22 protein-coding genes and 1 pseudogene are annotated in these 26,327 nt (G+C 60.8%); 15 read left to right on the top strand and 8 right to left on the bottom strand.

Annotated features, from left to right (window positions below):
* Positions 1-15 precede the first annotated feature (15 nt).
* The 3 genes from AC1VNY_RS19085 to AC1VNY_RS19075 all read left to right on the top strand — a co-directional run bounded on the left by AC1VNY_RS19085 (position 16) and on the right by AC1VNY_RS19075 (position 4,035).
* A complete protein-coding gene (locus tag AC1VNY_RS19085; RefSeq protein ID WP_482406360.1) occupies positions 16-795 on the top strand; it encodes an enoyl-CoA hydratase/isomerase family protein in 780 nt (259 codons plus the stop codon).
* A 1-nt stretch (position 796) separates the two neighbouring features.
* On the top strand, positions 797-2,668 hold the full coding sequence (locus AC1VNY_RS19080; RefSeq protein ID WP_482406359.1) for an AMP-dependent synthetase/ligase: 1,872 nt from the start codon (positions 797-799) through the stop codon (positions 2,666-2,668).
* 134 nt (positions 2,669-2,802) lie between these two features.
* Positions 2,803-4,035, top strand: coding sequence for an ABC transporter substrate-binding protein (locus AC1VNY_RS19075; protein ID WP_482406358.1), 1,233 nt, complete (start codon positions 2,803-2,805; stop codon positions 4,033-4,035).
* A gap of 64 nt (positions 4,036-4,099) precedes the next feature.
* Here the strand turns inward: AC1VNY_RS19075 and AC1VNY_RS19070 are convergent, their stop codons facing one another.
* The gene (locus AC1VNY_RS19070; RefSeq protein ID WP_249137711.1) at positions 4,100-4,963 is read right to left on the bottom strand and encodes an AraC family transcriptional regulator; all 864 of its coding nucleotides are present in this window, start codon (positions 4,961-4,963) and stop codon (positions 4,100-4,102) included.
* A 1,268-nt stretch (positions 4,964-6,231) separates the two neighbouring features.
* Positions 6,232-6,699 carry a MarR family winged helix-turn-helix transcriptional regulator gene (locus AC1VNY_RS19065; RefSeq protein ID WP_456778732.1) on the bottom strand — a complete coding sequence of 156 codons (468 nt, stop codon included), beginning with the start codon at positions 6,697-6,699 and terminating at the stop codon, positions 6,232-6,234.
* A 297-nt stretch (positions 6,700-6,996) separates the two neighbouring features.
* Between AC1VNY_RS19065 and AC1VNY_RS19060 the strand changes: the two genes are divergently transcribed.
* From AC1VNY_RS19060 to AC1VNY_RS19020, 9 genes are all read left to right on the top strand, one after another.
* A complete protein-coding gene (locus tag AC1VNY_RS19060; protein ID WP_482406357.1) occupies positions 6,997-9,255 on the top strand; it encodes a xanthine dehydrogenase family protein molybdopterin-binding subunit in 2,259 nt (752 codons plus the stop codon).
* A gap of 4 nt (positions 9,256-9,259) precedes the next feature.
* Positions 9,260-9,709, top strand: a complete 450-nt coding sequence (locus AC1VNY_RS19055) for an SRPBCC family protein (RefSeq protein ID WP_482406356.1) — start codon at positions 9,260-9,262, stop codon at positions 9,707-9,709.
* 2 nt (positions 9,710-9,711) lie between these two features.
* Entirely contained in the window at positions 9,712-10,587 is an 876-nt protein-coding gene (locus AC1VNY_RS19050; RefSeq protein ID WP_482406355.1) for an FAD binding domain-containing protein, read from the top strand.
* Positions 10,584-11,072: a (2Fe-2S)-binding protein gene (locus AC1VNY_RS19045; RefSeq protein ID WP_482406354.1), complete on the top strand. Its 489-nt coding sequence runs from the start codon at positions 10,584-10,586 to the stop codon at positions 11,070-11,072. Before AC1VNY_RS19050 ends, AC1VNY_RS19045 begins: the two co-directional genes overlap by 4 nt.
* Positions 11,073-11,110: 38 nt before the next feature.
* Positions 11,111-12,322, top strand: a complete 1,212-nt coding sequence (locus AC1VNY_RS19040) for an FAD-dependent monooxygenase (protein WP_482406353.1) — start codon at positions 11,111-11,113, stop codon at positions 12,320-12,322.
* A 29-nt stretch (positions 12,323-12,351) separates the two neighbouring features.
* On the top strand, positions 12,352-13,071 hold the full coding sequence (locus AC1VNY_RS19035; RefSeq protein ID WP_482406352.1) for an isochorismatase family protein: 720 nt from the start codon (positions 12,352-12,354) through the stop codon (positions 13,069-13,071).
* Positions 13,068-13,880 carry an alpha/beta fold hydrolase gene (locus tag AC1VNY_RS19030; protein WP_461194196.1) on the top strand — a complete coding sequence of 271 codons (813 nt, stop codon included), beginning with the start codon at positions 13,068-13,070 and terminating at the stop codon, positions 13,878-13,880. The genes AC1VNY_RS19035 and AC1VNY_RS19030 overlap by 4 nt, the downstream gene beginning before the upstream one ends.
* Before the next feature lie 58 nt (positions 13,881-13,938).
* Positions 13,939-14,991 carry a 2,5-dihydroxypyridine 5,6-dioxygenase NicX family protein gene (locus AC1VNY_RS19025; protein ID WP_482406351.1) on the top strand — a complete coding sequence of 351 codons (1,053 nt, stop codon included), beginning with the start codon at positions 13,939-13,941 and terminating at the stop codon, positions 14,989-14,991.
* Positions 14,992-15,103: 112 nt separating this feature from the next.
* Positions 15,104-16,453 (top strand): MFS transporter, encoded by a 1,350-nt coding sequence (locus tag AC1VNY_RS19020; RefSeq protein ID WP_482406350.1) that lies wholly within the window; start codon positions 15,104-15,106, stop codon positions 16,451-16,453.
* A 340-nt stretch (positions 16,454-16,793) separates the two neighbouring features.
* On the opposite strand, the gene dinB is transcribed toward AC1VNY_RS19020, so the two are convergent.
* Genes dinB through AC1VNY_RS19000 form a run of 4 tightly spaced genes read right to left on the bottom strand, consistent with a single transcriptional unit; the run spans position 16,794 to position 19,511 of the window.
* A complete protein-coding gene (dinB, locus tag AC1VNY_RS19015; protein ID WP_482406349.1) occupies positions 16,794-17,897 on the bottom strand; it encodes a DNA polymerase IV in 1,104 nt (367 codons plus the stop codon).
* Positions 17,894-18,619, bottom strand: a complete 726-nt coding sequence (locus AC1VNY_RS19010) for an SOS response-associated peptidase (RefSeq protein ID WP_482406348.1) — start codon at positions 18,617-18,619, stop codon at positions 17,894-17,896. The genes dinB and AC1VNY_RS19010 overlap by 4 nt, the downstream gene beginning before the upstream one ends.
* 3 nt (positions 18,620-18,622) lie before the next feature.
* Positions 18,623-19,072, bottom strand: a complete 450-nt coding sequence (locus tag AC1VNY_RS19005) for a hypothetical protein (RefSeq protein WP_482406347.1) — start codon at positions 19,070-19,072, stop codon at positions 18,623-18,625.
* A 43-nt stretch (positions 19,073-19,115) separates the two neighbouring features.
* Complete coding sequence (locus AC1VNY_RS19000; RefSeq protein WP_482406346.1) at positions 19,116-19,511, bottom strand: hypothetical protein; 396 nt, start codon at positions 19,509-19,511, stop codon at positions 19,116-19,118.
* A 140-nt stretch (positions 19,512-19,651) separates the two neighbouring features.
* Between AC1VNY_RS19000 and ku the strand changes: the two genes are divergently transcribed.
* Together ku and AC1VNY_RS18990 are read left to right on the top strand one after the other, a co-directional pair.
* Complete coding sequence (gene ku, locus AC1VNY_RS18995) at positions 19,652-20,575, top strand: non-homologous end joining protein Ku (protein ID WP_482406345.1); 924 nt, start codon at positions 19,652-19,654, stop codon at positions 20,573-20,575.
* A 40-nt stretch (positions 20,576-20,615) separates the two neighbouring features.
* On the top strand, positions 20,616-21,293 hold the full coding sequence (locus tag AC1VNY_RS18990) for a Rossmann-fold NAD(P)-binding domain-containing protein (protein WP_482406344.1): 678 nt from the start codon (positions 20,616-20,618) through the stop codon (positions 21,291-21,293).
* Between the two features lie 16 nt (positions 21,294-21,309).
* On the opposite strand, the gene AC1VNY_RS18985 is transcribed toward AC1VNY_RS18990, so the two are convergent.
* On the bottom strand, positions 21,310-21,567 hold the full coding sequence (locus AC1VNY_RS18985; RefSeq protein WP_482406343.1) for a hypothetical protein: 258 nt from the start codon (positions 21,565-21,567) through the stop codon (positions 21,310-21,312).
* A gap of 432 nt (positions 21,568-21,999) precedes the next feature.
* A complete protein-coding gene (locus AC1VNY_RS18980; protein ID WP_482406342.1) occupies positions 22,000-23,862 on the bottom strand; it encodes a reverse transcriptase domain-containing protein in 1,863 nt (620 codons plus the stop codon).
* 1,213 nt (positions 23,863-25,075) lie between these two features.
* Here AC1VNY_RS18980 and AC1VNY_RS18975 point away from each other — a divergent pair.
* Positions 25,076-26,281, top strand: a pseudogene (locus tag AC1VNY_RS18975) (ParB/RepB/Spo0J family partition protein); the annotation flags it as partial.
* Positions 26,282-26,327 lie beyond the last annotated feature (46 nt).

Genomic DNA, 26,327 nt, shown 5'->3' with positions numbered 1-26,327 from the left:
CAACGGAAGATAGCCATGTCGAAGCAGAACTACAAATATCTGATCGTCGAGAAGCGGCCGAGCGGTGTCGCCATCGTCACGATGAACCGGCCGGAGATCCTCAATGCCATCAATTGGGATATGCACAGCGAGCTCGAGGGGGTCTTCGTCGAGCTGGACGAGGACAAGGCAGTGCGCGCGATCGTTCTGACGGGGGCGGGACGGGGGTTCTGTTCGGGCGGCGATCAGAAAACGCTCGACAAAAGTCCGATCCCGTCGCCGACCCGGGGCGGACGCCATCTGATCCGGAACATGCTGGAAGTCGAGGCGCCCATCATCGCTGCGGTCAACGGCGTCGCGGTCGGTCTCGGGGCAACCCTCGCCTTGTTCTGCGATGTCATATTCGCGAGTCCGGCCGCGAGGTTTGCCGACACGCATGTTACTGCAGGTGTGGTCGCGGGCGACGGCGGCGCGGTGATGTGGCCACTGTTGATCGGGCCCGTCCGTGCGAAGCACTACCTGATGACCGGTGACTTCATCTCCGCGGAAAAGGCCGCGTCCATCGGCATGATCAACGAGGTGATTACGAACAGGGACGTCAAGGATGTTGCAATCGAGTACGCAGAGATGCTCGCGAGCGGCCCAAGAGAATCGATCATCTGGACCAAGTATTGCGTGAACAAGATCATCAAGCAGTACGCGCATCTGCTCCTGGACACCTCGACCGCCCTCGAGACGATCACCTTTGCCGCGCCCGACCGGCGCGATGCGGTGGCCGCCTTCGCTGAAAAGCGCAAGCGCTTCGCGGAGCGTTGAGGTGAGCGCCGAGGGTTTTGCGTCAGGCGCCCAACTCGCCGACGTGACCATTCCGCAGCTCCTGAGCCAGCGGAGGGTGGAGCTTTCTGACGAGATCGCGTTCAAGCAAAAACGTCGCGGTGAGTGGATCGCCACGACCTGGAAGCAGTATTCGGACCTGGTGGCCAAGTTGGCGGCCACTCTGCAAAAGGCTGGATTCGAACGCGGCGATCGCGCGGCGATCATGGGGGATGTGTCCCAGGAATGGCTTCTTGCGGACATGGCGATCATTTGTGCCGGCGGCATCATGGTCGGGGTCTACTTCACCTCATCGGCGGAGGAGGTCGGCTATTATCTCGGCGACTCCGGAACGTCGTTCATGTTCGTCGGGAGTGAACTTCAGCTCGGTACCGTCCTTGCATCGGGCCGTGCTGACCAGCTGAAAAGAATCATCGTGCTCGATCCCGCGTGGAAGAAGGCAGGCGGGCCGGCGAATGTCGTCTCTCTTCATGACTTCTGGAGGGAAACATCGGTCGACGCCGACATCTTTCTGCGAGAGCAGGTCGCAAAAGCAAAGGCGAGCGATCTGACCAGCATCGGATACACGTCCGGCACGACGGGATTTCCGAAGGGAGCGATGCTGACCCATCTGTCGCTGCTCGCCGGTGCGCACAGCGTAACCCTGTTCACGTCGAAGTTGCGCTCCGATGTCCACCGTGTCGTCGTGCACCTGCCGATGTCACACACGGTGGCACGCGCACAGGCAACGACACTGCCTCTGCTCATCCGCCTGGTGCCGTATTTCGGCGAGAACAGCGCAGAGTTCGCTCAAACCGTCAAGGAAGTGAAGCCGACCTACTTCATGGCGCCGCCGCGGTTCTTCCAGCGTTATGCCACCCAGATCCTCAGCAAGGTTCACTCCGGGTCCGAGAAGCAGAAGCAGGACTATCAGCTCGCGATGACCATCGCCCGCAAGGCCCTCGATGATCGTCAGGCCGGAGGCGTGCCAGACACGTTCATTTCCGGCCTCTTTGCCGTGTGTCAGCAACAGGTTTTCCGTCCGCTGCTTTGTGAGGTCGGGTTCGAGGAGCTCACGGTTACATACACCTCGTCTGCGGCGATGCCTCCCGAGCTCATGTCGCTGTGGCAGCTATGGGGATTGCAGCTGAAGGAATGTTACGGACAGACAGAGCTGGTCGGCGCCAATCTGGTGCAGATGGCGGAATGGCCGGAAGCCGGCACCGTGGGGGTACCTTTGCGGGATCCGTCTTGGGAGACCGCTGTTCTCGAAGACGGGGAAATGATTGTCAGGGGACCCGGACTCTTTGTCGGTTACTGGAATAAGCCGGAAGAGACCAAATCCGCTCTGCGCGGTGGCTGGCTCTACACCGGAGACATCGTGGACGTCGATTCGGCAGGCCTTTTCAGGCTGGTCGATCGAAAAAAGGAGATCATCAACACTTCCAACGGAAAGTCCATCAGCCCGACGCAGATCGAAAACGAGCTCAGGCGCAGCCCGTTTATCTCTGAGGCGGCTGTACTTGGAGAAGGAAAGAAGTACCTCACCGCGCTGATCGAGGTGAACGCGACCGCGACGTTGGATTGGGCCAGATCGCACGGTCTTCGGATCGACCGGTACTCGGAACTGGCGAACTCCGAAACCGTGGTGCGGATGATCGAAGCAGAGATCGGCAAGGCGAATGGTCGGCTCGCCAGGGCCGAGCAGATCAAGGCGTTCCGGATATTGCCGGAAGAGCTCTCTCCCGAGAACGGCATGATGACGCCGACTCGGAAGAAGCGTCGGAAGCAGATCATGGAGAGGTATCGGCCATTGATCGATACGCTCTACGACGAGAGCGAAGACAACCTCGTCAAGGCGGAAATCAAACCCTGAGTCAAATCACGCGGGCGGCGCATCTCGTGAAGCGCCGAGCGCGAGTGCACGTCCCTGGCGCGATAGCACCTCACCGTTCAGTGAGCGCTATCAGACCGCATCGATATTCTTGCAGCCAACCAAAGGGGAATGAAATGAGAAAGCACAGCGAAAGCGGTTTGAGCCGCCGGTCCTTGATCGGTAGCGGAATTGGCGCCGCAGTCGGGTTCGCATCGTGGCAGTCAAGAGCGGCCACCCCGGCCAAGGTGCGTGTCGGCGCAATCAATCCGAGCAGTGGCGTCCTGGCGTTTCCGGGGCAGGCTTGCGTACGCGGCATCGATGTCGGTGCGAAGTTCGCAAAGGAGAAGTTCGGTATAGAGCTGCAAGTCATCCATGCGGACACGCAAAGTCGGCCGGAAAACGGACGGATTGCCGCCGAGAACCTGATCAGACAGGGGTGCACGGTACTTATCGGCGCGTGGGATTCCGGAGCAACCATCTCCGCGCTTCAGGCCGCAGAGGCCGCAAAAGTGCCTATGGTCGTTCACATCGCGAGCGCGACCCAGGTGACCTCTCAGGGATTCACCGAGGTGTTCAGGTATTACCCGACGTCCCTGACAATCGTCAGGAAGTCCCTCATGGAGCTGAAGTCACTCCTGTCCTCGATCAAGGACGCTCCAACAAGCGCCGCCGTCATGCACCTCAACAATACGATGGGACAGTCGACCGCGGCGAGCATCGATCAGGCCTGGAAGGAGGTCGAAGTGCCCCTCAGGATTGCCGAGTATATTCCATATGATGAAAGAGCCAAGGATCTTTCGGTCGAGGTTGCAAAAGCCAAAGCGTCAGGCGCGGACGCGTTGGTCTCCGTGACGCGTGTCAACGACGCCATCATGATCATTCGGGAATGCACCAAGCAGGGGTGGAATCCCAAAATGATCTTCTCACCCAACTCGAATGGCGCGCAGGACAAGGCGTACTATGACGCGTTGGGCAAGTACGGCGACGGCGCGATACTCTCCACCTTGTGGTATAATCCGAAGGCGCCCGATGCCGAGGCGATCTTGAAGAGATTTGCATCCGATTATCCAAATGACTGGGTCGACGGGAATTCGGGGTGTGCCTTCGAAGCTGTTCAGATTGTTGCGGACGCCGTAAGCCGCGCCGGTTCTTCCGAGTCCGCTGCGATCCACGCCGCGCTTAAAGGAACGGACATGACGCCTATCCTGATGTCCAGCGGCAAGATCAAGTTCGACGCCAATGGCCAGAATACGGGCAGTGACGTGACCATCCTCCAAGGGCAGAACGGGAAGCCTCGCGTGGTGGCGCCGCAGTCGGTCGCCGAAGCTGCGCTCCAATACCCTCTGGTCCCATTCAATTCGCGGTAGGAGAAGCCGTGAGCTGCGGCCCCAGCGGGCGGTGCTGGGGCCAGCGTCCCCCGCGCGAAGGTCTTCAAGCCAAGGGCTCACGGCCTACGAAGCTGGATCGCTCGGCAAGGAAGCGGCGGGGGCTCTTGCCCATTGCCTTCTTGAACATGGTTATGAAGGCGCTGGGGGTTTCATAGCCCAGATCGAGCGAGACGGCCTGAACGGAAGATCCCGCAGACAGCCTCTGCAGCGCGACCAGGATGTGAAGGCGCTGTCGCCAGCGTCCGAACGTCATCCCGGTTTCTTTCAGCACCAGGCGAGCGAAAGTCCGGACACTCATCGCATATCTGGTCGCTAGTTCGTCGATCGTGCTGCGATCGCCGGGGTCGTTGAGCAGCGATGCCGCGAGATGCTGAAGTCGGCTGTCGGTGGAGATGGGCAAGTACATCTGTTCAGTGGACATCTGCACCAATTCGTCGAGCAGCACGCGTCCGAGCCGGCTGGTCGGCCCCTCGACCGGATACAGGGGAGGAAAGACGGAGAGCCGATGTATAAGTTCACGGACGAGCGATGATATCGTGAATGTGCAGCACGTGCTCGGAAGCGTACTCGCCTGCGGATCGATGAAGACGACGTAGACCTTACCATTGTCCGAGACGCAATTGCTGTGCATGACGCCGGCCGGTATCCACACGGCACCCTGCGGCGGAACGATCCATAGTCCGCCGGGGGCACGACACATCACCGATCCATGTGAAGCGACAACGAGTTGCCCTTTCTTATGTGAATGGAGCGGAAGCTCGTCATTGTCTTCACCGGTTTCGATGCAGAATGAGGTGATCGGCCGATCGAACTGATCCGGATCAATCGGATCGTAGTTGATCCGAAGCTCGGGCAAATTCATTCTGGCAAAACCAGGATCCATTTCGGACGTGGATAATATGCTCATCGAATTCGCTCGTTATTGGCTACGGCTCCCGCAATTCAGGGGGCGGAGATAAGGGGCGCGCCTGGAGTCCGGGTGACGATAGCGCTCCGGGACATGCTCGTCACCGAAAAGTAGCACGAGGATGCAAGAATCCGATCCTGCGGGTTAGCCTCGTCCTTCCCCGGAGGATTTTGGTGACGGTCACGGCTGCGCATTGCCAGGCTCCGCGACGGTGAATGCAGCCGGAAGGCTCAACGCAGGAAGCTGCTGCGACAAGACGCGTCTCAGGGCGCCAGACCGGGTACCGCCCCGATGGTAGAAAATGCCGCGTTGCCGCGTCAACCGGCTCCACCGATCGCGCTTTCACGGTTCTCCGCAAGAGTTTTCGCCAGAAAATGCCGCGACCCCCGATGCTACCAAGGAACAATTTCGCGGAAAGCCGGCACCGACGTGTTGCCGATTGGAAGGCGAAAGCCAGGGCGCGCAGGCTGTGAGGTCGAAAGATGGAGGGGCGCGCCGGGCGAACGTTCGGGGGCAATTGAAGTGGCGGAGCATAGTCGAACAGTCTTCAGCATATCCTTGAGCGGTCAGGAGCAGGAGTTCGCGGCAGCATGCCGAGACTTTGTTCTGCAGAAGAAGCCCGAGCTCAGATCGTCCATCGTTGTAGCGAACAATATGCTTTCGATCGCCGACCAGCCACATGTCCGGCAGGCATTCATGGAATTGGGCCTGGCAGATTGGTCCGCGTTCTGCGGCTCGCGATCGTGGGTAAAGCGATTGCGATCAGGAGAGCACCCAGATTGCTGTTTGATCTCGCGCGCTTCAGGACAAAAATTGTCCGGGCCCTGCGCAGACGCGCGGGATAGCCGCTTAGGGAACGGTGTCGATCGATCGCGCGACGAAAGCCGGCATTCGGTAGATGGCCAGTGATGGGCTCCATCAATTGTTGTGATCCTGTCGCATCGGCTATGGACCAACTGGCCTCCGGTTCATGCAGCATGGCGCCCGCCGATGTGGCTTATCCCGGCCTTGTCACGCGAAAATGCCGGAAACTAGTGCAATTCCGTCTTCTTCAGCACAAAATGCCGGGCGGCATACCGGATAGTTCTATCGCTGAGATCGTTCGTTGCGCTGTCTTCGATCGAGATCCGCGTTCGGCGTTTGCGAAGGATCCACATCCTTCGCTTCCTCCCTGGACTTGGCCCGGCTCGTGCCGGGCCATTTTTTTGCTCGGCGGCGGCTGAAGCGTTTGCGGGATCAGCTTGTCGGCCGGCTCAGCGCTGTGGGGCTCAGCGGCGTATGATTTTCTTGAGGATCTCGGTCAGAGTCCGAAATTCTTCCCTCGTCAAGGGGGCGAATGTCTCGCCGGAAATCTCACCAATGGTCTCGATCGCAGCGTCCGCCGTCCGCCTCCCCTTGTCGGTTAATTCGATCTGCCGTCGTCGTGGATCCAAAGGATCCTTGGAGCTCTTGATCAGCCCGCGCGATTTGAGGCGATTGATGACGCCCGTGATCGTCGCTGAATCATAGTGGATCAGTCGTCCCAGGTGATTTTGAGAACATGATCCGACTTCCCTCAGTTTTGCCAGCGTCGAGAATTGGGGTGGGGTCAGTTCTTCGATCATTTTCGCGACAAAGATCGATGTGTGGGTACGGAGCGCGACGCGCAACAAAAATCCTGGCGCATCGTCCAACCTGTAAGACTGTGCGGCCTCTTTCGGCTTCTCGGTCGGAGCCGTCCTGGTTTTCGGTTGCACGATTTTCGTCCTCTTGCGGCACTTGGCCGTGGCTCGGCTTGAACAAAGCTGGATGGCTCGGCCTCGGAAGTCCCGAGTTGATCATTTGTCTACATTCGTTGACCCCAAGAATCCATGCCGCCTGACTGGGAGCCCGATCCGACCGGTGCGCCGTAGGCATCGAAGGCTTGTCACTTGTATACGAGTGCAGCGCTTGCATACGAGCGATAAATAGGATAAGGGTTGAGGATTGCCCCCTGAGAGGAGCCGCGCAGGCTTCTTGACCATCGGCGGCGACCTCGCACCCCGGATCCGAGCATGTCGGTGACTGACAGTATGAGTGCCGTACGACCCGACCTCATTGAAAAGGTTACGGGGCGGGCAGAATACGTTACCGACCTCATGATCCCGGGAGTGCTGCACGGCTTTGTGGTTCGCTCGCCCGCGAGTCACGCACGCATCGCCTCGATCGATACGCGCGCCGCTCGGTCAGTGGACGGCGTCGTTGACGTACTTGTCGGCGAGGACGTCGCCTCGTTCGGTTGCTGGGGAGTCGTGCTCAGAGACCGGCCCATCATAGCGATCGACCGGGTCCGGTATGTGGGCGAGCCGGTCGCCGTGGTGATCGCTGAGAGCATCGAGATCGCCGAAGCCGCCGCGGAACTCGTCGACGTCGAATACGACGAGCTTCCGCATGCAACGACGATCCGGGAAGCCTTGGTGGCGGATGCGCCGCTCATCCATGAGCGCCACGAAAATCTCGAAGACTTCTACTTCAAGGGCGGCGCCAGGCCGACCCCGAACAGCAACATATTCCACACATACAGGAACAACGTCGGAGATGTCGACGCTGCGGAGGCGGTTGCGGCGTACATCCACGAGGACCACTTCACTTTTCCGGCGATCTCGCACTTCGCGATGGAGCCGCATGCGGTCATCGCCGACTTCCAAGGAGACTCCCTGACGGTCTGGGCCGGTGCGCAGACGCCGACCGCGGTTCAGAAGGTCCTGTCCAGACTCTTTGGGCTGGCATTAGCCAAGGTCCGCGTAATCGTTCCGTTTGTTGGCGGGGGATTCGGCGGTAAGGCCTCCGTCAAGATCGAGCCGTTGGTCGCTGCCGCCTCCTGGAAGGTGCGGCGCCCGGTTCGTGTCGCTCAATCCATGGCCGAATCGATGCTGACCTGTCGAAGGCTCGGCGCAGACATCACGATTCAAACCGCGGTCGACGCCAACGGACGGATCCTCGCGAAGAGCGCCCGGCTTCTGCTCGACGGCGGCGCGTATTCAGATACGGGCTCGGCGGTCGCCACGAAATCGGCAAATCGCATCATGGGGCCGTATGTGGTGCCGAATCTGCGCCTCGAGGCATGTGCGGTCTACACGAACACCGTCCCGGGCGCGGCATTCCGCTCGATCGGTGGCCCGCAAGCCGTATGGGCCAAGGAATCGCATATGGATAACGTGGCTGCGGCAATCGGAATGGATCCGACAGAGTTCCGCTTGCTCAACTTGGTCCCGCGTGGCGAGCGCATCCGTCCCGATCTACGCGCGCTCGACATGGACATGAGCGAGCTGATTGGCCGGGTAGCGCAATCGTTCGCATCCGAGACGAAGGCGTCCAACCGTCAGGCGCACGGATTGGCCGTCGCCGCAACCGATCCGGCAAACACGCCGATCAGCAACGCGATCATACGTCTCAAGATCGATGGGTCGATTCTCGTTTCAGTCTCGAGCATCGAGGTTGGTCAGGGTGCGCACGCGACGATGGCCCAAATCGCGGCGCAGACATTGAAGCAGAAGGTGTCTGCGGTCACCGTCCTGCGCTCCGATACGGCGGTCGCCCCTTACGACTGGGGTACCGGCGCGAGCCGCTCGACCGTCGTCGTCGGCCTCTCTGTCGAGAGCGCCGCTCTCGACGCAGCCGATCAGATTCTCGACATGGTTGCCGAGGTCTGGGAGCTTCCCCGCGACGGCCTGTCACTCGTCGAAGGAGGCGTCTCGACTGGTTCGGAAGTTCTCACTTTCCATCAGATATTTCACCGCAGCTTGGGTGTCGATTCGGGAGAAGTCGTCGGCCGCGGCGCCATCACGCCGCGTTCGAAGAAAGGCTCCCTGGCGGAGTCACCTCTGTTCTGGGAGACATCCGCGGGTCTCGCAGAGATCGTGGTCGATGAGGAAACCGGCGAGATCCGTGTGCCTCGGTACGCCAGCGCCGCGGACGTCGGTCGTGTGATCAATCGCGTCGCTGCGGAAGGTCAGGATGAGGGCGCCGCTGTCATGGGGCTCGGTCACGCGCTCTACGAGGCGCTCGAGTTCGAGGACGGGCAACCCGTCAACGCGACGCCGATCGATTATTCGATCCCGCGGATCTCCGACGTACCGCCCTCGTTCGACACGATACTTGTCGAAAACGGCGACGGGCCGGGGCCTGGCGGCGCCAAAGGAATGGGCGAGGGAGCGATCCTGCCAGTCGCACCGGCGATCGCAAACGCGCTGTTCTCCGCCTACGGCATCCGAATCACCGATCTGCCAATGACACCCGAAAAAGTGTGGCGCGCGCTACAGAAGAGGAGCTGAATTCATGGAATTCAACATGTCGATGGCGGTGCCAGCGACGCCGGCGCAGCTTTGGAGCACGCTGCTCGACGTTCCGCGCATATCAAGTTGCATCCCCGGGTGCGAAAGCGTCGAGGAAATCCAGCGGCTTGCAACCTACAAGGCGACCGTCAAGCAGAAGATCGGTCCATTCAAGCTCGAAGTGCCGGCTGACATCATCGTTGAATCGATCACCGAGCCGTCTCACGTGCGCACCCGCGCTACAGGCCGCGACAAGATCACAGGAACGCGGCTGGCGGTTGTCCTCGACGTGACCGTCACGCAGGAAGGGTCTGGTTCCACATTTGCCGTGGACGCGAAAGTCGACGTGCAGGGCCGGCTTGCAACCATGGGGTTGGGCATCATCAAACGCCGGGTCGATCAGAACTTCGAAGAGTTCGAGAAGCGGCTCAAAGAAATGCTGGGCGCGGCCTGATCATGCTGCCGTCACCCTTCCAATTCGAGCGGCCTTCGACGATCGCCGACGCCGTGCGTGCCGTCGGAGATTCTGGCGACGGCATGTTCTACGCCGGCGGGACCGAGTTGCTGCTCGCGATGAAAATGCGCGTCATCCGTGCGGACCGCCTCATCGACATCAAGGGCATCCCTGGGCTCGATTGCATCGCCGTCAACGACATGAACGAGATCGAGATCGGCGCGCGCTGCACGCACAAGAAGATCGCCGGCGATTCCGTCATCCGCGAGCACGTGCCGGCCCTGTCGTCGCTCTGCGCCGAGGTGGCGAACATCAGGGTCCGCAACGTCGGGACAATCGGCGGCAACCTGTGCTTCGGAGAGCCTCACGCCGATCCGCCGACGATGCTCGCGGCCCTGAACGCACGACTGGTGCTCGAGGGATCCAAGGGCGCGCGTGAAATTCACGCTGATGATTTCATTCGAAGCGAAATGGAAACTGTGCGCGAGCCTGACGAGTTGCTGACGGTCATCGTGTTCCCGCGGCCCGCGGGACCGGTAACCTATCGCCGGTTCAAGCATGGTGAGAGGCCCTCAGTGAACGTCGCGATGGCCTGGTCACTGAACGCCGGCGGGAGCACGATCAGGAGCGCCCGTGTACGGGTCGGCGCGCTTGGTTCGCGGCCACAGCCTCTGACGGCCGTCGAAGATGCCCTCCGAAACGTAGCGGTAGCAGAGGCCCGTCGGGCGATTGAGACAGCTCTTCCCGCGGCGCTGGATCAGCTTGAAGTCAACGCGGATCGGCATGGCGGGGCCGATTACAAGCGTCACCTTGCAGGCGTGCTTCTTCTGCGTAACGCCGATGAGGCGATCATCGCCGGCGGGAGCTGGCTGAAATGACACAGGTATTGGCCATCTCGTTCTCGTTGAACGGCAAGACGATCGCCGTCGACATCCCGGCCCATGTGCTCTTGATCGATCTTATCCGAGATCGTTTGGGCCTGAAGGGAACGAAACGTTCCTGCGACATGGAAGTATGCGGCGCTTGCACGGTCCTTCTCGACGGTGAGCCGGTCTCGAGCTGCACAACGCTCGCCGTCGATGTGGATCGGCGTGAGGTCACCACAATCGAGGGTGTGACGCCGCCAGACGGACTATCCCGGATCCAGGAGGCGTTCGTGCTTCATGGCGGTCTGCAGTGCGGCTTCTGCACGCCCGGGTTCATCATGGCGGTCACGGCGCTCTTGAAGACCACGCCACACCCGACAGACGCGGAAATCCGGCACTACCTGCACGGCAATCTTTGCCGCTGCACCGGTTACACCAAGATTTTCGAAGCCGTGAAGAGCCTTGCCGTCCAGCAGGTCTCGCAGGATGCCGTTTGAGTCCGCGCGAGACAGCGCAGCTACCTTCTGGAGATATCATGAGTATTGATCGGGTCAAAAGAACGAGTGTCCTTATCGCAGGCGCGGGCATCGGCGGTCTGGCGATGGCGCTATCGCTGCTTCGACGCGGCATCGATTGCGACGTTTTCGAGCAGGCGTCCGAGTTGCGCGAGGTAGGCGCCGGCCTTTGGGTCTCCATGAACGGTGTGCGTGTTCTTCGCGACCTCGGCCTCACCGAGGAAGTCGAACAGAACTGCATCGCGGCAGAGCGACGTTCTATCCGGCTCTGGAACACGGGTGAAACGTGGTCCCTCTATAATCGGAACTCCGACGCGGCCCGGAACCAACCCTATCTTCTGCTGCGCGCGCATCTGCTGAAGATCCTTGTCGACGGTGTGCGGCGATTGAAGGCGGACGCCATCCATCTGAACGCCCATGTTGTCGGGTTCAGCCAGAGCGACGAGGGAGTTCGGGCGCAGTTCGCAGATGGCCGTGAGATCGAAGGTCGCGCCCTGATCGGCGCCGACGGCTCCCATTCGAAGGTTCGTACCGGTCTGATCGGCCAGATCGAGAGCCAGTACACCAATGCAATCGCCTGGCGTGGTCTTGTGCCGGTCGACCGCCTCGAGCCGCATCAGCGCGAGCCCGTGGTGTCTACCTGGATCGGGCCGACCGCGCATGTCACGGCATATCCGGTCCGTTGGCAGAACACGGAATTGATGACGTTCTCGGGTCAGGTCGATCGCAACGACTGGCTCCTGGAATCGTGGTCGGAGAAGGGCTCTGTCGAGGAGTGCCTGAAGGACTTCCTAGGCTGGCATCCCGACATCATCGCGCTCGTCAGCAACGTCGATAGCCTTCACAAATGGGGCCTGTTCGTGCGGCCTACGCTGGCTGGTTGGTCGCAAGGACGGGTCACGCTTCTTGGAGATGCCTGCCATTCGATGCTGCCGTATCTCGGTCAGGGAGTGAACATGGCGTTGGAGGACGCGTCCGTTCTCGCCCGCTGCTTCGAGCAGCAGCCCGACGATCTCGCGAAAGCTTTCCAGACATACCAGAGCCTGCGACTTGATCGCACAACCAGGGTCGTGAAGTCCGCTGCCGGGATGCTGCCGATCTTCCATAACTCGGCGCTGTGCAAGGCCGAAACGGCGGGAGACTACATCAGGACCCAGTGGGCGCCGGAAGCCACGGCCGCTCGTTACGACTGGATCTACCAGTATGACGCGACCGCCGTTCCTCTTCATTGACATCTCTCCTCCACGAGCACCGGTGCACAATGATGATCGGCAAAGAGCAGCCCTGGGACAGGGTGATACCGCTCGAAGAGCGCGAGACCTATGCCATTGCAGGGTTGGGTGGCGCGGCTGGATTCGGCAAGCGGCCCGCACTCCTGGTAATTGACGTGCAGTACCGCTCGGTCGGTGACCACCCGATGCCGATCCGCGAAGCGATCAAGCAATATCCAACCAGCTGCGGCGAGGCTGGTTGGCAGGCGATAACGCAGATTTCCGAACTGATGCGGTTGTTTCGCGGGAGACGATGGCCGGTGATATTTCCGCATGTCGCCTGCAAGGTCAGCCATGACCAGGGGGCATTCGCGGCAAAAATTCCGGGCATCATGCAAATTCCGCCTGAGGGCTACGACTTTGTTCGTGAGGTGGCTCCCGAGCCGGGGGAACTGCTGCTGCCAAAGACGCAGGCAAGCGCATTCTTCGGCACCCCGCTGACGACGTATCTCGTCGGGGCCGGGATCGATTCGCTGGTGGTGACCGGTTGCACGACCAGCGGCTGCGTCCGGGCGTCGGTAGTCGATGCGTGCGCGCTGAATTTCAAATCGATCGTGCCGAGCGACGCCGTCTACGATCGTTCGCCGACTTCGCACGCGGTCAACCTGTTCGATATAGCCAGCAAGTACGCAGATGTGATGCCGACCTCGGAAGCCATCGAGCGGCTTCGCGCGCTGGCGGATGATCGTACCAAGGATCGGCCGACATGAGTGTCGCCCCGGTATCCGGTCTGCTTTACGGCGCTCATGTGCGTGCGAATGGCATCCGCCAACATTACCTGCGGTTCGGCGGAGCCGGGCCCGCCATCGTCATCGTCCCGGGCATCTCGACGACTGCGGCACAATGGGCGTTCATCGCGGAACGCTTGTGCGTCGGATACGACGTATATGTGCTCGATGTCCGGGGGCGCGGCCTTTCCGAAAGCGGACCGCATCTCAATTATTCGCTGGATGCCTGCGCCTCCGATTTGGTTTCGTTCGCCGAGGCGCTGGAAATAGGCGCATATACCTTGCTCGGCCACTCCATGGGAGCCCGCATCGGCATTCGTGCCGCACGCTGGCGGCCATCGCCCATAAGACAGTTGATCCTGGTCGATCCACCGGTCTCCGGTCCCGGACGTCGCGCCTACCCAAGTCCGATCGGACCTCTTCTCAAGCTGCTTCACAGCGCAAGCCTTGGGGAGGCGGAGGCGGCGCTGCGAAGTCCGTCCGCGCCGCGCTGGCCCGAAAGGCACATTCGCGCCAGGGCCGAGTGGATGCACACCTGCGACGAGCGCGCCCTGGTCGAAAGCCACAAGGGCTTTCATCACGATGACATTCACAATGACCTCGCCAACCTCAGCGTCCGCACTTCGCTGCTCGTTGCCGGGAAGGGCGATGTCATACGTCCCGAAGATGAAAGAGAGATTCAAAGACTGCTGCCGTCCATCGTGATCAAGCGACTGGAGAGCGCAGGTCACCAAATGCACATCGACGACACGGAAGGCTTCCTTTCGATCGTCAATGACGTTCTCGGCTGACCGCCCAAGGCCGGTCGGAGGGTTGCGGATACATGCTTGGCAAGGAGGAGATGACTAGATGACCCGGCAACGCATCGATGTTGAAATGCTCGAACTCTTCAAGGCCGAGCTTGCACTTTGCAAAGTGAGGGAAGGCGAGGTCGTAGCTGTCCTGAGCGGCGGCGAGGATCAGTCGGAATATGCCCAGACATTCATGTTGGCGGCCCAGGGTCTCGGTGCGACAACCTTCCACCTCAATGTTCCCAAATACGGCCAGAGCAAGGTTGCGGGCCTGCAGGGTAGACACGCGCTGACAGGCAACCAGCCGGCGATCGACACGCTCAAGCGCGTGGATATGGTGATTGATCTTCTGGGTCTGCTGTTCTCGCGCGAGCAACTCGAAATTCAGGAAGCGGGCACGCGCATTCTGCGTGTAATGGAGCCGTTCCACATTCTCAAAAAGATGTTTCCGACCGAGGATCTCCGCCGGCGAACGGAACTCTCGCGAACGCTCCTGCAGTCAGCCAGAACCATGCGCATCACGTCGCCGGGCGGAACAGATGTGACCTACGGATTAAAGCAGTATCCGGTCATTTCCGAGTACGGATACACCGATGAACCGGGCCGCTGGGATCATTTCCCGTCAGGCTTCGCTTTCACCCAAGCCACGGATGGTGACGTCAACGGAACTGTCGTTCTGATGCCAGGCGACATTCTCTGCGCATTCAAGCGCTATATTCAGTCTCCGGTCACGCTGACCATCAAGGACGGCTACATTGTCGACCTCAAGGGCGAGGGGACCGACGCGACGCTCATCAAGAACTATATCGACAGTTTCGGCGATCGGCGCGGATGGGCAATCTCGCACATCGGGTGGGGATCAAATGAGCGCGCCGACTGGCACCACATAGCTGCATCTCAGCAGCTCGCGTCGGAGCATATCATGAACGCCCTTTCCTTTTATGGAAACGTTCTGTTCTCGACGGGGCCGAATACCGAGCTTGGCGGCACGAACGACACGCCGTGTCATCTCGACATCCCGCTTCGTGGCTGCAGCCTCTGGCTCGACGATGTCCATATCCTCGACAAGGGTGAGTTTGCCTATTCCGAGTTGAGGGCACCGGGCCGCTAGGCCTCGCCCTCCTGATCAAGACCTGGAGCCGCATCCGCGGTTCCCAATAACGCGGAAAGCGTTTCGGCAACGACCATCCACTGTCCAGCTCTTTCAACGGGAAACGCATTGCATGTCCAAAACCCTCTCAGGCGCCGAAGATTACACGGCCAGGCAACGGTATTCGATCATGATCTCGGCGATGCTGGGATACATTCTCGACTTCTATGATGTCCTGATCTTTCCGTTTCTCCTGCCCGCGATCCAGCGGTCGATGTCGCTATCGTTGACAGAGATCGGCTCTCTGCAGGCCCTGACACTATTCGGATCGGCGATCGGTGGGGCCCTGTTCGGCGTCATCGGTGATCGCCTTGGCCGGAAGACCTCGCTTCAGCTTACCATCGCGCTGTTCTCGGTCGCGGCGATCATTTCCGCGTTCGCATGGAATTACTGGTCGCTCGCAGTGCTGCGGTTCATCACCGGCATCGGTCTTGGCGGCGAGTATGGCGTTGGCATGGTGCTTTTCAACGAGGCCTGGAAAAAAGGCAGCCGAGGCTTGGGTGCAGCTGCGCTTCAGGGCTGCGCCGTGATCGCATCGTCCACGGCTTCGATCGTCGGAATCTGGCTTATCGCGACGTTCAGCGACGAGTGGAGCTGGCGCATCGGCCTGCTGAGCGGCGGAGTGCCGATCCTGCTGATCATCTTCATTCGCTTCTTCATGCCTGAGTCGAAGATCTGGCTGGAGTACGAGGCGCAACGCAAGGTCGGTCCGGTTGTGGCCGCGGCCCGCACTCTTCCCCTTGCAGACTTGTTCCGCAATGGTCTGGCGCGGCAGACCGTCACTGCTTTCGTGTGGCTGATGAGCTACATGCTTTGCTACTACAGCGTAGTCTCGTTCATTCCGACGCTGTTGCTCCGGGACATGCACACACCGGGCGACGTCGTTCGCACCACGGCCGTTCTTCTTTCCGTGGTCAGCGGCATCTGCTACCTCGCCAACGGCTTTTTCAACGACAGGGCTGGCCGCCGGTTCGGCGCTCTCGTGCCGGCATTATTTTGGGTCGGATCCCTGGTTGGCATGGCGGTGTGGGGAAGTCAGCTCTACGCCGGCTCGAAGACCGAGTGGCCGATGTTCTGGCTCTATATCGGTTTCGGTATTGGCAACGTTGCGCTCGGCGTGACGGGCGTCTGGATCTCGGAGCTCTATCCGGTCAACCTGCGCGCAACGGCGGTGTCCACATTCTATATGGGCGGCCGCGGCCTTGGCAGCATCGCGCCAGTGATCGTACCCCTTGCGGCTGCTCATTTCGGCGGAAGCCTGCTGAACGGCATGGTCGCCGTAGCCCTTCCTGCCGCAGCTACTTTCATTCTGGCTTCTCTTCTGCTTCCCGAAACGCTCGGTCGCGATCTGTCCGCGAAGGGCTTCAAGGCCGACGCGGAATCGGAGCCTGCGATGAAGGCTGCGCCGGTATCGAGCGTATGATGCACCCGTGAAATGACGCGCAGCCGGCGAGATGAGAGCTTGTCGCGCTCATCTCGTCGGCTCGGCGCGGAAGATGCAATCCGTGACTGGGCCGTCGATACGGACAAATGACGTCTGATCGAGACACGCACTGCAGCGAATCAAATGTTGGCCGGCACCGTCTTCTTCATGCCTGCCGGTGCGCCGGTGGTAGGTATTGTCGACCGGCCGATGCGCGGCGTCCTTGCAGACCTTGTTGCGGCCATGCAATAGAACCGCGTCGGCAATCTGGGTTTCCACAGCGTGGAGATAAGGACGTATCGTCCGGAATTGACGACGTCCGACGTGTCAGCCGCGACCTTCAGATCGGCAGGTCAAGTTGCGGCGCCGCATCGTCGCCTTGTAAGGACGAAAGCGAAACCCCCAGCAGCCGGACTGACCTGGAAAAGGGTATCTCGTTCTTAAGCAGCGCCATCGACAGTCGTTCGAGTTCCGCGCGGCTCGAAACCGCGGCAGGTACCGACCTGCTGCGCGTAATGATTTCGAAGTCGTTGAACTTTACCTTGAGGGTCACCGTTCGGCCACGCGCTGCCTTGTCTTCGCAGTGCCGCCAGACCTTGTCGATAAGTGGCTGCAGTTCGGCGGCCAATGTTTGGAATTCGGTCAAATCGCTTGAGAAAGTAGTCTCTGCGCCGACCGACTTCCGAATTCGATCCGCGCGGAGCTCACGGTTGTCGACGCCCCTTGAGATCCAATAGTAGTACGCACCGGCCTTGCCGAAATTGGCCTGCATGAATTCGAGCGACTGATTGCGCATATCGAGCCCCGTGTAGAGGCCCAGGGCATTCATCCTGGCACCGGTCGCAGGACCAATGGCATGGAATTTGCCGACGGGCAGGGTTTCCACAAATGCCGGGCCCATCTCAGGCGTGATGACGTACTGGCCATTCGGCCTGCGGTGATCCGAGGCGAGCTTTGCCAGAAACTTGTTGTATGAGATGCCGGCCGAAGCATTGAGACCTGTCTCGGCCTTGATCTTGGCCCGGATAGCGAGCGCGAGATCGCGCGCCCACGGAATGCGTTGCAAATTGTCGGTCACGTCGAGATACGCCTCGTCGAGTGACAGGGGCTCGATGATCGGCGTGTGTTCCGCGAAGATTTCACGGATGTGCTGCGAGATGGTCTTGTAGACCTCAAAGCGCGGCTTGACGAAGATCAGATCGGGGCATTGTCGTTTTGCCGTGACGGACGGCATGGCCGAACGAACTCCGAACTTTCTGGCTTCATAGCTGGCCGCCGCTACGACGCCGCGTTTACGGGATCCTCCGACGGCGACCGGCTTGCCGCGGAGGTCTGGATTGTCCCGCTGCTCGACGGACGCATAGAAGGCGTCCATGTCGATGTGGATGATCTTGCGCTGCCGGACCGGCGCAATTGCCTGGTCGTCATCGATCTCGATGGTCACGTCCCGAGCCCAGCCGTATCTTCCTTGACGCCGCGGGCGACGATTTGGAGGGTGCCGTCGGCAAGCGGCCGCTGCAACTTCAATGCCTCGTCCGGAGGTGCCGTCATCCAGGCCTCTACCTCGTCCGGCGATGTGAGGATCACCGGCATTGCCTTCGGGTGGATGGCGCCGACCTCGGCGTTCGGCTCGGTCGTCAGGAACGCGTAGAGGTCGTTGGTCGTCTCGCCTTCCTTGACCTTCCGGACGGACGTCCAGCTGGTCCAGATGCCGGCGAAGCAGGCGAGGGGACGGGTCTCGTCGAGCGCGAACCAGATATCACCACCGTCGGCCTTGTTGAACTCGCTGAAGGAGTTGAACGGCACCACGCAGCGGTTTTCGGGGCCGAGCCATCTTGTCCAGTGCTTGCTCTTCACGTTGCGGATATTGGTCGTGCCGCCGTCCGGCTCCATCCGCAGCAGTTCCTTGAAATCGACGGGGTTACCTTTCGCCTCGAGCTTCGCCGCGCGTTTCCTGGTTGCTTCCATCATGGCGTGCTGCGAAGACGGCATTCCCCACCGTGCCGTCGCGAGTTCGCGGCCCTCGGCCCCATTGCGCACGATCGGCGCCTTGTAATCGGGAAAAACCCCAGGCATCGGCGCCAGATTGCCAACGTACCGGTTCACGACGCGGAACAGCGCGGCGATGGCGGCTTGATTGGTCGTGATCGAGTAGAGATTGCACATCGGTCAGGCTTTGGTCCGAGGGTGGCGCGGCTGCCCCGCCAGTTGTAACAGAGTCGCAGAGGGACGCCGGCCTGCCGTGGTGCATTTTCGGCAGCGCAGCCGGCTGGCGAGATCGTGCACAAACGTCGTCGGCGGATGCTTCATCGCCGCGAGGTCAACGTCACTTGGTGTCTTGCAACCTTCGCACCTGATTTCGAGCCAAGCGAAGCCTCCATTCACGGCCTGGTCGATTGTCGGGGACGGATCGATCGGCTCTCCGTCGGACCACATGCGTTCGTTCCAGCTCTCGCACAGCAGCTTGTCCGCCTGATGGATGAGTGCTTCCCCCTTTGCCCGCATTTCTGCCGATCGGGTGGCCAGGATATTGGCCATTGCTCGCGCCTTGCCAAGCTCCTTGCTCAGAGCCCTGCGGTCGCCGCCTGACAGCGGCGTAGGGTGATACTTCGGGGCCATCCGACATCCCGGCGCGAAGAGAGGGTCGGCGACCTGGAGCGGGCTACGGCGTTTCGAATGCCGGCCAGCACCCGTCTTCCTCGTGCCTGCCAGTTCGTTGCTGGCAGGTGTTGTCGAGCAGCCGCTGCGCGACATCCTTCCAGATCGCGTTGCGGCCATACAATCGGACTGCATCGGCAGTCTGAATCTCGACGATGCGCTCGCAGCGGCGGCAGGAGACGCGGAGGACATGGCGCCCAATATCCGAAAGGCGCCGTTGCCGCATCCTCGTATCGTTCGCGTCGGCGCGAGGATCCTGGAGGGCCGATTCCCAGTATTCGGCCGGGAGCGTTGCCTCCTGAGCGGTAGCGGGAGAATGCCGCCTGCGGGCGGCCTCGGCGGCCAGCTTCTCCATCTGTTTCGGGGTCGGCATGCGCCAGCTCGCGGGTCGGTCGGTCATGTCAAATTAGAACATAACAAGAACAAATGTCGAGTCCGCTCGGATGGTCCCGGAGAAAAAATCGTCCTGATGGGGAGGTCGTGATGTCGGAACCAAGGCCTGCGGATCGTCTTGAATCCGGCATCAGTATCGGAGTTCCCATGGCCCCCCGCGCTAACTGGAAAGGCTTCCTGCGGCTTTCGCTCGTTACCTGCCCGATCGCGCTGTATCCGGCCACGTCCGAATCCGAGAAGGTTTCGTTCAACCAGCTCAACCGGAAAACAGGCCACCGGATCAAATACGCCAAGGTCGACGCCGACACTGGCGAGGAGATCGCCAATGAGGACATCGTCAAGGGCTACAAGGTCGACGACGACACCTTCATCGAGGTGACCCGGGAGGAGCTTGAGAACGTCGCGCTGGAATCAACGCGAACCATCGAGATCGACGAGTTCGTCGACCGCAGCGAGATCGATCCGCGATATCTGATCCGGCCCTACTACCTGTGTCCTGACGGCAAGGTTGGGCACGATGCATTCGCCGTCATCCGCGAAACCATCCGCGAGATGAACAAGGTCGCTATCGGACGTGTGGTGCTGACCAACCGTGAGCACATCATCGCGCTCGAGGCCATGGACAAGGGCCTGATCGGCACGCTGCTGCGCTATCCTTACGAGGTGCGTTCGGCGGCCGAGTATTTCGACGAGATCCAGGATGTCAAAGTCACCAAGGACATGCTCGATCTCGCCAGGCATATCGTCAATCAAAAGTCGGGTCGCTTCGAGCCTGAAAAGTTCGAAGACCAGTATGAAACCGCCCTGATCGACCTCATCAACAAGAAGCGCACCGGCAAGCCGATTGCCGCGAAAGCGCGGCCGCGTGGCGAGAACGTCGTCGATCTGATGGACGCGCTGCGCAAGAGCATTGGCAGCGAGAAGGGGGCGGGGGGCTCCAAGCCGGCCAGGAAGCCACGCAAGGCCGCGAGCGGTCAGAAGGAGATGCTGATGCCGATCGCCGGCAAGAAACCGGCGAAGGAGGTTGCAGCAAAGAAGCCGGCCGCGAAACCGCAGCGGAAGTCGGCTTAGCTTAGCTCGTCTTGCCGAATTTTGCTGATATAGATACGGCATGGCATTTCGTGTCTTGATCATCGGCGGCACGGGGCAGGTGGGGGCTGCGGTGGTGCGCGCCCTGGCGGCGGAGCCGTCCTGCGCCGAAGTCGTGATGGTCAATCGCAGGGCGATCTCTCTGCCCGCTGATCACCGAGTGCGGCAGGTGGTTTTGGATACGGCAGCTGCTAATCTTCCGTCGGATGTGACCAAGCTTGCCCAAAGCATGATTGCGCAAGGCGATCCCGTCTTTGGGGCATGCTGTGTCGGCGTCGGACAAGGTAGCCTGAAATGGAGCGAGGAGGAGCTGAAGGCGCTTGAGATAGGCCTGGTCGGCGGCTTTGCCCGCGGTTGCCGCGCCGCAGGTATCACACGGTTTGCTCTGCTGTCGGCTGTCGGAAGCACCTCGAAAAGCAGGATCCGCTATGTCCGGATCATGGGGCTCAAGGAAGAGACGGTTCAAGCGGTCTGCTTCCAACGCCTCGCGATTTTTCGTCCGGGAATCATTTCCGGAAACGTGCACACGCCGAGCTATGTTGCCTGGCTAGGCCGCCTGATTCCGGGACGGTTTGGCGCGATCGAGCAAGACGATATCGGGCGGGCCTTCGTCGCTGAATTCGCCAGCAGCACGGCAAAGGATGGTTTCGTGTATCTCGAGAACGGGGCCATGAGACAGATGTCTCGTGCCCTCAAATAGCCCGTCGTTTCCTCGATCAGGGGCATTCCGGGCAGGTATCGCCGATCGAGTCCAGGACGTCGCGGACTTCGGCCACCGCTTCATCCGTGGAGATGCCTGCCGGCGGATCTTTACGGGCGATATCGGAGGCCCGCTCCCGCGCATGCGGATCGGCGCGATCCTGCATCCAACCGTGCTCCTCGCACTCGCGGATGGCGCCCGCTTCCTGGAGCACGTGGATCGCCCATCCGCGCAACGTCCGTATCGCCGGCCTTCGGACCCTCGTCATCAGCATTGAAATTGCTCCTGACAGACGAATCGCTGTGTCCGCCAATCGTTCCCCTCCTATCACGTGGCTTGTGGTTCGCGACGATGCGAGCTCGATGATTGGAGTCCGACGAGCCGGCGAAACCGCTCGCTCCAGCCTTGCGCGCTCGCGGGGAACAACGACTGATGACTGAGTTGCGACCTCGGGAAGACATCAGGTCAGGCGGGGGGGAGAACTGAAGAAAGGCTTTCCAAAGCGCAGATCAGTTGCGCGACGAAAATGGCTCGCAACAAAATCCGGATTCGTCAAATTTGGTCAGCGTGTCTTTGTCCAGGCGCGTGCGGCGATGGCCGCACCGGGCCCTTGTGAACCAAGCCGTGTGACGTCTCGGTAGGGTAGGCGCGGGACACCTCCGAAGAGGATATCCCTACGCCTCCCCCCAAACCGTGCGGGCACTTTTCAATGCACACGGCTTTCCGTACGCGCATGCTCTCGACCGGAGACGGCTGCACGGCAAGACGGGCACAGGACAATGGTCTTGCGCCGCCAACCGGACCGTTTCCAGACCGTCAGCGATCCGCTTCGCAGGTCACCTAGGCGGCGGAGATGATGCATCTCGAATGGTCCCATCGTATCGCTGCACGCTTCGCACTTGCGAGCGTTAAGTCGATCGATCAGATCATTTGGGCTTTTGACCCACCACGCACCTGCCGTGACGTTGTCGATAGTCGGACTTGTCCAGTAGGCTCGGGTGAGATGCTTCAGTCTCCACAGCTTGATGCTGCGAAGCTTACCACGGACCACGGAGCTAACCTCGTAGTCCGTGCCTTTCCACAGACGCGCCATGGTTTTTGCTCTCGTCGTCCGATGTCGCATCGCCAGCGTCTTCACAAGACTGCGGAACACGACAAGCTCCAGCAATCCCAAGGCGCTCTTGATGTCGTCGGCAAACGAATGGTAGTTCGCAAACCCACGGAACTCTGAGTTATAGGCGAGGACGGTTGCAACGTCGCTGGTGACCAGGAACTGCTCGCGTGGACTGCCGGTCTTCTTGGCGAGATCGCCATAGCCGTGTTGCTTGCAGAACTTCGTGACTTCCTTGCGCGGCACACGCAGGCTGACATTGCCGGTGGTCGGCCGACGCATCACGCGCCATGTCCGTCCAGCCGGTCCCTTGCGGCCGGATTTTCGTCCTGCCCCGTAGGAGGTGTATGTCGAGATGCGGTAGCTAAGGAAGGTCACTCCCTTTGAAGCGGCGTAAACCCCACTTTTCTCGGGCGACACGGCGAGCTTCAAGGTCTCCGTCAGGAATCGTTCGACGCAGGCCATGATCTCACACGCTTCCCGCTTGCTCCCGATCACGCCGATGAGGAAGTCGTCGGCGTAGCGGCAGTAGCGGAGCCTTTTGAAGTTGGGGTCCATCGGATCGACGGAAGGCACTTTCCGTCTCTCCTTATTAATGGCCTTGATCTCCGCGAAAGCAGCGTCGATCTCGGCCCGATCCGCGCCTTCGGCGCGGAGCCGTTCAATTTTCCGGCGAAGACTGAGAACGCGCCGTTCCAACGCCGTATAGCGCGGGAATGGGCGTCGCTCACGGCCTTTGTCGAAGTCCGCCTTCATCCTCTGCATGTGCTGGTCCAGCTCGTGCAGATAGATGTTGGCGAGCAAGGGCGAGACAACGCCGCCCTGTGGCGTGCCACTGTAAGTGCGTCCGTAGACCCAATCTTCCATGTAACCTGCTTTGAGCATTCCTTCGATCAGACCGATGAACTTATTGTCATCGATCCGCTTCCTTAGAAGCCCAAGCAGGATGTCATGGTCGATGTTGTCGAAGAACCCACGCACATCCACTTCGACCAGCCACTTGCAGCCCGTCCAACTCCTCTTGATGAGCTTGAGCGCGGTATGACAGGATCGCCCCGGGCGGAACCCATGTGATTCATTGAGGAACACAGGTTCATAGATCGCTTCGAGCAGAATCCTGACCGCCTCCTGAACGAGCCGGTCTTCCACCGTGGGGATACCCAGCGGTCGTGTCTTGCCGTTGTCCTTCGGGATATAAACCCGCCGGACCGGCCGGAAGCGATAACTGCCATCTGCCACGCGCCTGGCGATGTCGGCGAGCTTCTCCAGCGACATGCCGTCGAAGGTCTTGCCATCTACACCGGGCGTCAGGGCTCCCTTGTTGCGGGAGACCTTTTCGTAGGCCCACTCGAAGAGATGCGGGCATCTCATCAAGCGGTGAAGGCCATTTACGCGCTTACCTGACCGCGACAAAGTCGGCAGTGATTCAATTCTTCTCTGGATGGTAACGGCCTGCATCAGCAGAACCTCTCCGTCGAAGAATCTTCTCTTCGCATACTGCACATGCCGTTATTGGCGGCATCGTCCTTCCCCCGATCGGAGGCGCTTTCGGTCCGGTCGCCCGGCCTTATACGCATGATCGTCTGCCTCACGGCGGCTGTCCCGGCCATTACGCCGGGCATTTGGGTACTATGACGGCTCCGTCGCCAGAAAGGTTCTCGAAAGAACCTGTTGCAGGCGATCCCGTAGTTACGTGTGCGGGGAGTTGCGGTGTGTTTAGGTGTCCCATTCATCTCCTTGATCCACGGATGGTGGTCGTCCCACGCGGACTGGTGGCAGTTCGCACTGGCCGGTACGATCTGCCCCGCGTGGCGTAGCGTGTCAGCCGCGTTCGCTACTGCCAGCCCTTTGGCGACTGGAAACTGGGATTCAGGCAATACAGCTTTCACCATGCACACCTTACTCTGTGCTCTCCACCGGGCTGCGGCGCCCGATTTCGAGACGTTTCCCGGCATGCTCTGGTCCCGTTCCTCTTTCGAGGTCTCAGTCGTTTCCGACACCGGTAAGCCGGGTAAGTAAGAGCCCAACCAGTAGGCTCCATTCTTTCGAACACTCCCTTCTTCTTCACGCCACAACGGCGCACGCCATCCGGCTTCGATCCCTCGCGCAAGCATAGGTCACGCGCGAAATATATCGCTATATATAATGTGTCGCTCGCCGGAGGCACTCGCCCGCGTGCCCCGCCGTCATTGCATGCCGGCGTCGCTATCGCTGTCCCGCGTTCGGGGGCCTTGTTAACCGGTCTCGCGACCGCAGTCGCCTCGGTGCCCGCGGGCATTGCATGCCCGCGTCGCTATCACTGCCCTGTCGGCGGCTGCCTTCCTGATTTTCTCACTCTTGCCTTGTGCTTCTTCTCTCTAGAGCTGATCGCTGTTCTCACGGTTGAGATCTCATGGGCTCCGCCCCTCGCGCGCACCAGGGTGAAGCGCCGGCTGACGCCGGCGCCGACCCGAGCGGTCTCCCCGGTCTTCCGCGCTTCTCTCACCTTGCCGGCTTTCGAGGATATGGCACCCGCTTGTGCAGACCCGCTTCCCGCGAAGCGGCCCTTATCGGGCGGGTGAACCCCCTCCACTCGGGTCGCCCTGGCACTTGCTACCCCCGGCCTCGCCGACGGGCAGGGGCGCAGGCGCGGAGTGCGCCCTGCACCCATGAAGCCAAAAGGAGATCGATCATGTCGGCTAAGTCAATTGGAATACCTGATGGAACGGAGGTTTGCATTCCGCTCGGCAAGCTCAAGAAGTCGCCGAAGAATGCCCGCAAGACGCCGCACAGCGAGGCGGCGATCGAGGCCTTGGCGGCGAGCATCGCGGTCAAAGGCATCCTGCAGAATCTGGTCGTCGAGCCGGAGGTCGATGGCGAAGGGGCGGCGACGGGGTTCTTCTGCGTGACCATCGGCGAGGGCAGGCGGCTGGCCCAACTTCTGCGGATGCAGCGCAAGGAGATCAAGAAGACCGAGCCGATCCGGTGCGTCGTCGATACCGCGAACGATCCCCACGAAATCAGCCTGGACGAGAACGTCACCCGGGAAAACATGCATCCCGCCGACCAGTTCGAGGCCTTCAGGAAGCTCGCGGACGAGCGCGGCTTCGGTGCGGAGGAGATCGCGGCCCGCTTCGGCGTCACGGCGCATGTGGTGCGGCAACGCCTGCGGCTGGGTGCGGTTTCGCCCAAATTGGTGCAGCTCTATCGCGACGGCGATTTGACCCTTGAGCAACTGATGGCGTTTGCCATCGTCGACGATCATGCCCGGCAGGAAGCCGTCTATGAGCGCCTGCCCTTCGACCCGGATGCCAGCACCATCCGCCGTCTGCTCACCGAAACCCATGTCGCGGCAACCGATCGCCGCGCGCGTTTTGTGGGTCTTGAGGCCTATACGGAAGCGGGCGGCACGGTGCTGCGCGACCTCTTCACCGAGGATCGCGGCGGCTATCTGGAAGACGTCTCGCTCCTCGATCTCCTGGTGACGGCAAGGCTCGGCCGCGAGGCGGATGCCTTGCGGGCGGCCGAGGGATGGCGGTGGACGGAAGCCCATCTCGACTTCCCGCATGCCCACGGCATGCGGCGGGTCTACCCGCATGCCGTGGTGCTATCGTCGGAGGATGAGGCGAGCCTTGCGGCGGCTCACGCGGAGTTCGACCGGCTGACCGAGCAGCATCAGACGGCCGAGGAACTGCCTGACGACGTGGATGCGCGGTTCAGCGAATTGGAGACCGAAATCGAGCGGCTCGAAGCAATGCGAACCGCTTATGATGCCGAGGACGTTGCGCGCGGCGGCGCTTTCGTGATCCTCAATCACGACGGTGCGTTACGGATCGAACGAGGCTTTATCCGCCCCGAGAACGAGAAACCCCACGCAGAAACCGGGTCGGAAAGCGATGCCGAGGGGCTGTCTCGTATACACATCTGACGCTGCCGACGATCGC

The organism is Bradyrhizobium ferriligni, assembly GCF_056837965.1.
This window is presented reverse-complemented; position numbering and strand designations above follow the sequence as displayed.